Origin of the sequence: Kitasatospora sp. NPDC091257 (assembly GCF_044757675.1) — a bacterium.
Taxonomy (GTDB): domain Bacteria; phylum Actinomycetota; class Actinomycetes; order Streptomycetales; family Streptomycetaceae; genus Kitasatospora; species Kitasatospora lactacystinica.
Map to the genome: position 1 here is coordinate 1 of NZ_JBIVVI010000119.1, position 12,001 is coordinate 12,001.

A 12,001-nucleotide genomic window follows, 5' to 3' on the forward strand; every position below is an offset into this window, starting at 1 on the left:
CTCCCCGACCCGGGGCGGCCCACACCCGCGCCCCGGCACCGATCCGAAAGGTGCCGAACGTCATGAGCCCCACCGGTCCCGACCACGGCCGGCTGCGAACCCTGGAAGCCCGACTGCTGCTGCGCCCCGAGATCGCCGACTGCGCGCTGCTGCCCGTCGAGCACGGGAACGGCCGCCCAGGCCTGCGGGCCTACCTGGTGCCCGCCGTCGACGGCGATCCCGAGGCCCTGCGCCGCCGGGCCGCCGCGGCGCTGCTGGACGCCGACCCGAGCGCCGAGGTGCACCTCCTGGACGGCATCGTCCGCACCCCCGAGGGCGAACCCGACGCCGCCGCCCTGGCCGCGGCGCTCACCCGGGCGCCGGCCGCACCCGGCCCCGCCCTGCGCCACCTGCGTGAACTCACCGACCGCTGGCGGCCGTTCGGGGAGGGGTCGGCGACGGCCGGCACCGCCCCGACGGAGCCGGCGGCCACGCCCGCGGGCCCCGGGACGGAGGCCGTCGGCGCCCCGCTGCACGCACCCGCGCCGGACGCGCCCCGGACGCTGCCCGAGGCGCTGCTGCGCGCCGCCGAGCTGCACCCCGACCGGGGGCTGCACCTGGTCCGGGCGGGCGGCGAGGCGACCCGGCTGACCTACCGTCAACTCCTGGCCCGATCGCGCGAGATCCTCACCGCCCTGGCCTCCGCCGGAGTGCGGGCCGGGGACCGGGTGATCCTCCAGGTCCCGGACCCGGAGCTCTACTTCCCCACCCTGTGGGCCTGCCTGCTGGGCGGGGTGCAGCCGGTGACGGTGGCACGCCCGCCGGACTACCACGAGCGCAACCCCGTCCTGGAGAAGCTCTGGCACGCCTGGCAGACCCTGGAGGAGCCGCCGGTGCTCGCCTGCGGGCCGGCGGTGGCCGGCCTGGAGCGGCTCGGGGAGCTGTACCCGGCGCCGGGCCTGCGGGTGATCGCCGTCGACCGGCCCGTCGACGGCGACCGGCCGGCGGCCGCCGAACACGCCCCCGCCCCCGGCGACGTCGCGATCCTCCAGCTGTCCTCCGGCAGCACCGGGCGGTCCAAGGCGGTGCAGATCACCCACCGCGGCATCCTGGAGTACACCGCCGGAGCCGTCGCGAACGGCTGCGATCCGGCCGACACCACGGTCAACTGGCTGCCCCTGGACCACGTCGCCGGACTGCTGATGTTCCACCTGCGCGACGTGGTGCTGGCCGCCGACCAGGTGCAGGTGCCCACCGAACTCGTCCTCGCCGACCCGCTGGTCTGGCTGGACGCGCTGGAGCGCTACCGGGGCGCGCACTCCTGGTCGCCCAACTTCGGCTACCGGCTGGTCGCCGAGGCCGTCCGGGCCGCCGGGCCCGGACGCCACTGGGACCTGTCCGCGGTCAAGTCGCTGATCAACGCCGGCGAGCAGTGCACCGAGGCGGTGCTGGACGAGTTCCTGGCCGCCACCGCCCCGTTCGGCGTCCGCCCCGAGCACCTGCTGCTGGGCTGGGGCATGGCCGAGACCTGCACGGTGATCACCTACAAGCGCTACCACGAGGACGGTTCCCGCCGGCTGGTGCGCACCGACTCGCTCAGCGGCCGGCTGGAGCCCGCCGACCCGGACTCGGCGGAGCGCGGCACCGGCTTCCTCAGCATGGGACGGCCCGCGCCCGGCACCCGGATGCGGGTCACCGACGACAACGGGCGGGCGCTGCCCGAGCACTGGGTCGGCCGGCTCCAGGTCCGCTCCGGCCGGGTGACGCCGGGGTACCTGAACAACCCGGCCGCCAACCAGGAGGCCTTCGTCGGCGACGACTGGTTCGACACCGGGGACCTCGCCTTCCTGACCGACGGCGAGGTGGTGCTCACCGGCCGTCGCAAGGAGATCATCATCGTCAACGGCGTGCACTACTTCTGCCACGAGCTGGAGGACGTGGTGGCCTCCGTGGCGGGGGTGCGCTCCGGACACGTCGCGGCCTTCGGGGTGCCGGACGAACGCACCGGCACCGAGCAGCTGGTGATCGCCTACGTCCAGAGCGACCCGCAGGCCCCCGCGCCGCCCGTCGCCGCCGAGGTGCGGCAGCTGCTGGCGGCCCGCCGACAGCCCGCGCCCGCCCTGGTGCTCCCCGTCCCGGCGGCCGAGTTCCCCCGCACCACCAGCGGCAAGATCCAGCGCACCGCGCTGCGTCGCCGGCTGCTGGACGGCGAACTCGACGACCACGTCGTGGCGCTGGACCTGGCCGAGGCCAACTCCCGGACGCTGCCGGACTGCGTGCGGCGGCTCGGCTGGGAGCCCCGCCCGGTTCCGCGGGCCGTGGCCGCTCCGCTGGCGGACGAAACGATCCTGCTGCTCGGCCCGTCCGGCCCCGGCACCCTCACCGAGGCCCTGGCCACCGCCCTGCCGAACGCCCTGGTGGTGGACCGGCCGCCGACCACCGACCCCGAGGACTGGCTGCGGGCCCTCGGGGACCGGACGGCCGACCGGCTGGTCTACCTCTGGAGCGCGACGGCCGACGGACCGGCCCGGCCGGACGAGGCACTGCTCGCCCTGCTCCGGGCGCTCCCGGCCCGGCCGCCGCTCCGCGAGCTGGTCTCGGTCAGCGCCGGGCTGCACGCCGTACTCCCCGGAGAACTCCCCAGTCCCGCGGCCGCGTTGACCGCGGCGCTGACCGCCGGGGCGCGGGCCGAACAACTGGTGCCCGCCGCCCGGCACCTCGACCTGCCGCGCGAGGCACCGGCCGCGGAACAGGCCGGCGCCCTGCTCGCCCTGCTCACCGATCCCCGGCCCGAACCCGAATCCGCCTGGCGCGCCGGCCGCCCCTGGGTCCCCCGGCTGGAAACGGTCGAGGCCGCCTCCGCGCCGTCCGGGGCGGGCTGCTCGCTGCTCACCCCCGGCGCCCGCTACCTCGTCACCGGCGGCCTCGGCGGGATCGCCGCCGAGCTGCTGCCCGGGCTGCTGCGCGAGTACGGCTCCCGGCTGCTGATCGTCGGCCGCAGCGACCTGGACGCCCCGACCGCCGAGGCAGCCGAACGCCGGGCCGCACTGCGCCGACTCGCCGCCCAGGGCGGTCAGGTCGGCTACCGCCAGGCCGATGTGACGAACCGTCAGCAGGTGGCGGAGGTCGTCGCCGAGGCCGAACGGGAATGGCAGGCGCCGCTGGACGGCGTGCTCCACCTGGCCGGCGGCTACCGGCTCGCGCTCCTCGCCGACACCGGCACCGAGGGCTGGCGGGAGGCCGTCCGGACCAAGGCCGAGGGCACCGACCACCTCATCGAGCTGCTCAAGGAACGGCCCGGAGCACAGTTCGTCGCCTTCTCCTCGATGATCGGCCTCCAGGAGGCGGTCGGCTCCACCGGCTACGCCGCCGCCAACCGCTACCTGGAGAGCACCGTCGAGCGGCTGCGCCGCGAGAGCGGCACCCCGGCCTGGACGATCTCCTGGGGCCTGTGGCGCGGGGTCGGCATGAACCGCGACACGGAGAACGAGCAGGCCGCCACCGGTCGGGGCATCGCCGTGCTGAGCGCCGCCCACGGGCGCCGACTGGCCGCCCTGCTGCTGGCCGGCGCCCCGGGTCACCGGTACGCCGGTCCGGACCCGAGCTCCCCCGCCGCCCGGCGCCGGCTGCGCGCCACCGCGCCCCGCCCGGTGACCGCCGCCGCCCCGGCACCGGGCACCACGACACCGTCCACCACGGCACCGTCCACCACGGCACCGGGCACCGCGGCAGCGGACGGCCGGCCCGCCGCACAGCCCGTCCCGGGCACCGGCCGGACCGCACCGTCCGGGCTGCGCCGACTCGTCCTGGACGCCTTCGAGTCCGTCCTGGACACCCCGCTGGACCCGGGCCGCCCGCTCGCCGAACTCGGCATCGGCTCCCTCCAGTTGATGCGGGTGCACGGCGCGCTCAGCGCCGTGCTGCCCACGCCCCCGGCGCCCACCGAGCTGTTCCGCCACCCCACCGTGGACGCCCTGATCGAGCACCTGGCCGCCGAACCGGCCGCACCCACCGCTCCGCTCCGCTCCCCCGCCGCCGGCACCGACGCCGGTCCGGGCGACGACCGCCGGGTGGCGATCGTCGGCCTGGCGCTGCGCCTGCCGGGCGCCGACACCCCCGAGCAGTACTGGCGGAACATCGTCGAGGGCGTCCGGAGCACCACCCGGTTCACCGAGGACGAGCTGGCCGCCGCCGGACTGCGCCCGGAGGAGTACCGCCACCCCGACTTCGTCCCGGTCACCGGGGCGCTCACCGACGTCGACCATTTCGACGCCGAGGCGTTCGGCATCAGCGGCACCGAGGCCGCGCTGATGGACCCGCAGCAGCGCCTGCTGCTGGAGATCTGCCGCCAGGCCCTGGAGGACGGCGGCTACGACGCACCGGACCCGGAGCGCCGGGTCGGGGTCTTCGCCGGAACCGGGATGACCCTGTACGCGCTGCGCAACTACTACCAGCACACCCTGGCCGCCACCGCCGACCCGGCCGAACCGGTGGCCGCCCTGCAGACCGCGATCGGCAACCAGGCGGACTTCGCCGCCACCCGGGTCGCCTACCGGCTGGGCCTCACCGGTCCGGCGATCGGCGTGCAGACGGCCTGCTCCACCTCGCTGGTCGCGGTGCACCTGGCCGTGCAGTCCCTGCTGGCGGGCGACTGCGAGCTGGCCCTCGCCGGGGCCGCCGCCCTGCACATCCCGCAGGCCGCCGGCTACCGCTACGAGGAGGGGTCGATCCTCTCCCCCGACGGCGCGTGCCGGGCCTTCGACGCCGACGCGGGCGGCACGGTCGGCGGCAACGGCGTCGCCGCCGTCCTGCTCAAGCGCCTCGACCGGGCGCTCGCCGACGGCGACACCGTGCACGGGGTGATCCTCGGCTCCGCCGTCAACAACGACGGCGGCCGGAAGGTCGGCTACACCGCGCCCAGCGTGGACGGGCAGGCGGCCGTGGTCGGCCGGGCCCTGGACCTCGCGGGCGTACCGGCCGAGAGCATCGGCTACATCGAGGCCCACGGCACCGGCACCCCGCTCGGCGACCCGATCGAGTTCCGGGCGCTGGCCCAGGCGTTCCGGTCCCGGACCGAGGCCGCCGGGTTCTGCTCGCTCGGCTCGGTCAAGCCCAACATCGGCCACCTGGACACCTGCGCCGGAATGGCGGGCCTGATCAAGGCGCTGCTGGTGCTGCGGCACGGCACCGTCCCGCCGCTGGTGAACTTCACCAGCCCCAACCCCGCGCTGGAGCTGGCCGGCAGCCCGTTCCGGCTCGCCGCCGAGCGCCGGGACTGGCCGGACGGCCCCACCCCGCGCCGGGCCGGGGTCAGCGCCCTGGGCGTCGGCGGCACCAACGCCCACCTGGTGCTGGAGCAGGCCCCGGCCACCGCCGCGGTGCCCGCGCCGCGGCCGGCCCCGACCGTGCTGCCGCTGTCGGCCCGCACCGCCCAGGGCCTCACCGAGCTGGCCGGACTGCTCCGCGACCGGCTGGACGCCGAACCCGCCCTGGCACCCGGCGACCTGCCGCTCACCCTCGGCGCCGGCCGGCGCGCGCTGCGCCACCGGCTGGCCGTCACCGGCCCCGACCCGGCCGCCCTGCGCAAGGGCCTGGACGCCTTCCTGGCGGGCCGGCCCACCGCCGGCGCGGCCCACCGCGAGACCGGGCGCGGCGAGGTCCGGCCGGTGCTGCTCTTCACCGGCCAGGGATCCCAGTACCGGGGCATGGCCGCCGAACTGCACGCCGCGTTCCCGGTCTTCCGCGCCGTCCTGGAGGAGTGCGACCGGCTGCACCGCGCGGCCTGGGACGAGCCGCTGCTGCCGCTGCTGCTCGACCCCGCCGCGCAGGGCACCGAGGACACCTGGACCACCGAGGCGGCGCAGCCCGCGCTGTTCGCCCTCCAAGCGGCCTACCTGCGGCTCTGGCAGGAGCTCGGCGTGCGTCCCGCCGCGGTCGCCGGGCACAGCGCCGGGGAGTACGCGGCCTTCCACGCGGCCGGCGCGCTCGACCTGGCCGACGGGATGTTCCTGACGGCGCTGCGCGGCCGGCTGATGCACCGGCTGACCGAACCGGGCGCCATGACGGTGGTCTCGGCCGGCCCGGACCGGCTGGCCGGGCTCGGCGACTGGCTGCCCGGGGTGGACTTGGCCGTGGTCAACGGCAAGGGCCAGTGCGTGCTGGCCGGCCCGCCGCGCGAGATCGCCGCCGCCGAGGCCGTGCTGGCCGCCGACGGGGTGACCACCGAACGCCTGGCCACCGACCGGGCGTTCCACTCCCGCCTGCTCGACCCGATGCTCGACCCGTTCCGCGACCAGCTGGCCCGGCTGCGCCTGCGGCCGCTGGCCGTCCCGCTGGTCAGCAACCTCGGCGGCGAGGTGCTGGCCCCCGGGACCGTCCCGACGCCCGAGTACTTCCTGCGGCAGACCCGGGAGACCGCCCGGTTCGACCAGGTGCTCGCCGCGCTGGACGGACTGGACCACGAGCTGTTCCTGGAGCTCGGCCCGCACCCGACGCTGACCGGCATGGGCCGCCGGGAGCTGCCGCACCGCCACTTCGTCGCCGGCGGCCGGCGCGGCGCCTCGCCGGAGCAGCAGTTCGACGCCGCCGCGGCCGCGCTGTGGTCGCACGGCGTCCCGCTCGACTGGGCCCGCTTCGCCGCCGCCCGGGACTGGCCGGACGGGCCTGCCCGCCGCGTCCCGCTGCCCACCACCGTCTTCCAACGCCGCCGCCACTGGTTCACCGCCCCTGCCCGGCCCACCACCGAGGACCCCGCCATGCGCCAGGACCCACCCCAGCAGAGCGCACCGGCCGCGACGCCGGCCGCCGCACCGACGCCGAGCCCCGAGGAGTTCGCCGAGCAGGCCGTCCTGCGCCGGGTCGTCGAGCAGACGGCCCGCCAGCTCGGCTACGACGAGGCCTCGGTCGGGACGGACGAGCCGTTCTTCGACCTGGGCGCCGACTCGCTCTCGATGATCAACATGATCCGCGACCTGGAGCGCGCGTTCCGGGTCCGGGTGTCGATGCGCGAACTCTTCGAGGCGGCCGACACCCCGGCCCGGCTGGCCGGGCTGATCGCCTCCCGGCTGGAGCCGGCGGTGCTGGCCACGCTGCTGCCGGCCGCCGAGCCGGAGCCCGTGGCGGAGCCCGAGCCCGCGCCCGTTCCGGCGGCCGCCACGGCTGCGGTGCCCGCTCCGGCCGCCGTTCCCGCTGCCGCTCCCGTTGCCGTCCAGGCCGCCCCGGTGGCCCAGGGCGCACCCGCCGTCCACCCGGCCCCGCCCGTCCAGGCACCGCCCGTCCAGGCCCCGGCCGCGGTGCCGGTTCCCCAGCCCGTGCCCGTCGCGCCCACCGTCCCGCAGGCGGTGCCCACCGCACTGCGGCCGGTGACCGACGGCACCGGCCTGATCGAGCGCCAGCTCGCGCTCCTCGGCCAGTTCTCCGACCTGATGCGCGACCAGCTCGGCCTGCTGGCCGGCGGCGCGCCCGCGCTCCCCGCGGCGCCCGTGCCCGCGGCCCTGCCCCCGGCGGCGGCCGTACCCGTCACCGCCCCGGTCCCGACGCCCGCCGTCGCCCCCGCACCCGCACCCGCACCCGCCGCCGAGGCACCCGCCGCAGCGCCCGCCGCACCCGCCGCCGAGGCGCCCGCCCCGCAGGTGCACGGCCCCCGGGTGACCGTCTCCCGCGAGTCCGGCATGGCCTCCGGCGGCCTGACCGACCAGCAGCGCGCCCACGTGGACGAGCTGGTCGCCCGCTTCACCGCCCGCACCACCGCCTCCAAGGCGATCACCCGCCGTCACCGCCGCACCCTGGCGGACAGCCGTGCCGTGGTCGGCTTCCGCTCCGGCACCAAGGAGATGCTCTACCCGCTCGCCGCCCGGCGGGCCCGGGGCTCCCGGCTGGAGGACGTCGACGGCAACGCGTACGTCGACATCACCATGGGCTTCGGCGTCCTGCTCTTCGGCCACGACCCGGAGTTCGTCTCCGAGGCCGTCCGCGAGCACCTGTCCTCGGGCCTGCGGCTGGGCCCGCGCGGTCCGGAGACCGGCGAGGCCGCCGAGCTGCTGGCCGAGCTGACCGGCACCGAGAGGGTCGCCTTCGCCAACTCCGGCACCGAGGCGAACGCCGGGGCGATCCGGCTGGCCCGCGCGCACACCGGCCGGGACAAGATCGTCATGTTCGAGGGCTCCTACCACGGCCACTCCGACCAGACCCTGGGCCGGACGCTGGGCCGCGGCGCCGACCGGGAGACCGTCCCGGTCTCCATCGGCATCCCCGGCAGCGCGGTCGCCGACCTGCTGGTGCTGCGGTACGGCGACCCGGAGAGCCTCAAGGTCATCGAGGAGCACGGCGACCGGATCGCCGCCGTCCTGGTCGAACCGGTGCAGAGCCGCCACCCCGGCCGCCAGCCCGCCGACTTCGTCCGCTCGCTGCGCGAACTGACCACCCGGCTCGGCATCGTGCTGGTCTTCGACCAGATGCTCACCGGCTTCCGGCCCCACCTGCGCGGCGCCGAGGGCTTCTGGGGCGTCACCCCCGACATGTCCACCTACGGCAAGGTGCTGGGCGGCGGCTACCCGATCGGCGCGATCGCCGGGCGGGCCGACATCATGGACGGGATCGACGGCGGCCACTGGGACTACGGGGACGACAGCTACCCGCCCAAGGACACCACCTTCTTCGGCGGCACCTACATCCAGCACCCGCTGGCGATGACCGCCGCGGGCGCGGTGCTGCGCCACCTCAAGGCGGCCGGCCCCGGCCTCCAGGAGCGGCTGAACGCCCGCACCGACGAGCTGGCGGCCACCCTGAACGGCTTCTTCGAGGAGGAGGAGTTCCCGCTGCGCCTGGCCCACTTCGGCTCGCTCTTCCGCTTCGAGCCCCGGGCCGACATGGAGCTGCTCTTCCCGCACCTGCTGACCCGCGGGGTCTACGTGTGGGAGTGGCGCAACTTCTTCCTCTCCACCGCCCACACCGACGGCGACCTGGAGTTCGTGATCGACGCGGTCCGCGAGTCGCTGCGCGACCTGCGGCGCGGCGGCTTCTTCCCGGCCTCGCCCGGCGTCCGCCTGCCGGCCCCCCGGCCGGCCGCCGAACTCGCCGTCCCCGCCGAGACCGTGCGCGGCCGGGCGGAGCCGATCCCGTACCAGCCGGTCAGCGACCCGCAGCGGCCGGTGGACTTCAGCCTCTACTTCTTCGGCGACTACCCGCTGGACTCCCCGGAGGACGAGAAGTACCGCATCGTCCTGGAGAGCGCCCGCTTCGCCGACCGGCACGACTTCCACTCGGTCTGGCTGCCGGAGCGCCACTTCCACTCCTTCGGCGGCATCTTCCCCAACCCCTCGGTGCTGGCCGCCGCCCTCGCCCGGGAGACCAGCCGGATCCGGCTGAACGCGGGCTGCGCCGTGCTGCCGCTGCACCACCCGGTGCGGGTGGCCGAGGAGTGGTCGGTGGTCGACAACCTGTCCGGCGGCCGGGTCGGCCTGGGCTGCGCCAGCGGCTGGCACCCCAACGACTTCCTGTTCTTCCCCGAGAACTACGGCGGCCACAAGGAGCTGATGCACCGGCAGGTCGACACCGTCCGGGCACTGTGGCGCGGCGAGCCGTACCAGGGCCGCAACGGCAACGGCGAGCCGATCGAGGTGACCCTGCACCCGCGCCCCCTGCAGGACCTGCCGCCCATGTTCACCGCGATCGTGGGCAACCCGGACAGCTTCCGCGAGGCCGCCCGGCACGACCTCGGCGTCATCACCAACCTGATGACCCAGGACATCTCCCAGCTGGCCGAGAACATCGAGGTCTACCGGCGCACCCGGGCCGAGCACGGGCTCGACCCGGAGGCCGGCCGGGTGGTCGTGCTGGTCCACACCTACCTGGGCACCGACCTGGCCACCGCCCGCGAGCAGGCCTACCGGCCGTTCTGCAACTACCTGCGCTCCTCGCTCTCGCTGTTCGGGCAGATGGCCAACAGCCTGGGCCTGACCCTGGACTACGAGAGCGCCCGTGATGACGACCTGGAGTACGTGCTGGAGCGCGCGTACGAGCGCTACTGCGCCTCCCGCGCGCTGATCGGCACCCCGGAGAGCGTCCAGGGGGTGCTGTCCGAGCTGCGGGCGGCCGGCGCCGACGAGATCGCCGCCTTCGTGGACTTCGGGCTCTCCCCCGACCTGGTGGCGGCCGGCCTGCCCCAGCTCGACGTCCTGCGCCGGGACACCCTGCGCGGCGCGCCGCTGTCCTACGCCCAGCAGCGGATGTGGTTCCTGCACCGGATGCTGCCCGACGGCGGGCAGTACAACGAGGTCAAGGCGATCGCCCTGGACGGCCCGCTCGACCCGCGGGCCCTGGACGCCGCGCTGCGCCGGCTGGTCGAACGCCACGTCGCGCTGCGCACCGTCTTCCGGGAGCAGGACGGCGAACCGTTCCAGCAGGTGCTGGCGCCGCCCGCCGGCCCGGTGCTGCGGCGGATCACGGCCGACGGCGGCAGCCCGGACCCGGTGGCCGACCTGGTCGCCGCCGAGGGCGCCCACCGCTTCGACCTCGCCGAGGGCCCGCTGTTCCGGGCCCTGCTGCTGGAGCGGGACGCCGACCGGCACGTTCTGGTCCTCTCGATGCACCACATCGTGATCGACACCCTGTCCACCGTGGTGATCACCCGCGAGCTGGGCGAGCTCTACCTGGCCGCCCGGGAGGACCGGGCCGCCCGGCTCCCGGTGCTCACCACCGGCCCGGCCACCGAGGCCGCCCGCGAGCGGGCCCGGGTGGCCGCCGGCGAGTACGAGGAGAGCCTCGCCCACTGGCGCAAGGTGTTCGGCGGCGGTGAGCTGCCGGTGCTGTCCCTGCCCACCGACCGGCCGCGCCCGGCGGTGCCGGTCGGCCGGGGCCGCTCCTTCGTCCACCACCTGCCCGCCGAACTCGCGGACGGCCTGCGGGAGTTGGCCCGGTCCAAGCGCTCCACTCTGTTCATGGTGCTGCTGACCGGCTTCGCCGGCGTCCTGCAGCGGTACGCCGGCCAGGACGAGATCGTGCTGGGCACCCCGGTGGCCAACCGGGCCGACGGCACCGAGGACCTGGTCGGGTTCTTCGTCAACACCCTGGCGCTGCGCCTGGACCTCTCCGGCGAGCCGGCCTTCGCCGAGGCGCTCGGCCGGGTCCGCTCCACCGCGCTGGACGCCTACGAGCACCAGCAGCTGCCCTTCGAGGTACTGGTGCAGGAGCTGAACCCGCAGCGCGACACCAGCCGCAACCCGCTGTTCCAGGTCATGGTCGAGTTCGAGAACCACATGGTCTTCGAACTGGACCTGCCCGGGGTGACGGCCCGTCCGCTGGACCACGTCGCGGACCGCTCCGCCTTCGACCTGACGCTCTTCCTGACCAGCCTGCCCGACGGCATCCGCTGCCACGTCGAGTACGCCGAGACCCTCTTCGACCGGGCCACCGTCGACCGGCTGCTCGGCGCCTTCGAGCGGCTGCTCACCGCCGCGGTCTCCGACCCGGAGCGCCCCCTCGTCGAACTCACCGCCGTGTCCGCCACCGAGGCCGACACCGCCCTGGAGTGCGGCCCCCCGGCCGTCCGGGAACCCGAGCACCCGCTGGCCACCATCGCCGCGACCGCGGCAGGCCGGCCCGAGCAGACCGCGGTGGTCGCCGCCGACGGCACCGGGACGGACTACCGGACGCTGCTGGCCCGGGCGGACGACCTGGCCGGCCGGCTGCTGGCGGCCGGCGTCCGCGAGGGCAGCCGGGTGGGCGTCCTGCTGCCCCGCTCGGTCGACCTGGTGGCCGCGCTGCTGGCCATCCTGCGCCTCGGCGCCGTCCACGTACCCGTCGACGTGCTGCAGGGCCCCGAGCGCTGCCGGCTGATCGTCGAGGACAGCGCGCCGGTCGTCCTGCTCACCACCACGGACGACGCCCCGGCGGAGCTCGGCCTGACCGTCCCGACGGTGCTCACCGCCACCGCCCCTGACGACACGAGAACGGCCCCGCCGCGGAAGCTCCGCGGCGGGGCCGTTCCGACGTTCGTACGGCGTCGGGGGTGCATCCTGGAGAT

The 12,001-nt window shown here is 76.1% G+C and carries 1 protein-coding gene; it reads left to right on the plus strand.

Features of this window, described 5'->3' with window-relative positions:
- Window positions 1-62: 62 nt before the first annotated feature.
- Window positions 63-12,001: MupA/Atu3671 family FMN-dependent luciferase-like monooxygenase (locus ACIQOV_RS08340; protein ID WP_401046311.1), on the plus strand; the 11,939-nt coding region annotated here is incomplete at its 3' end.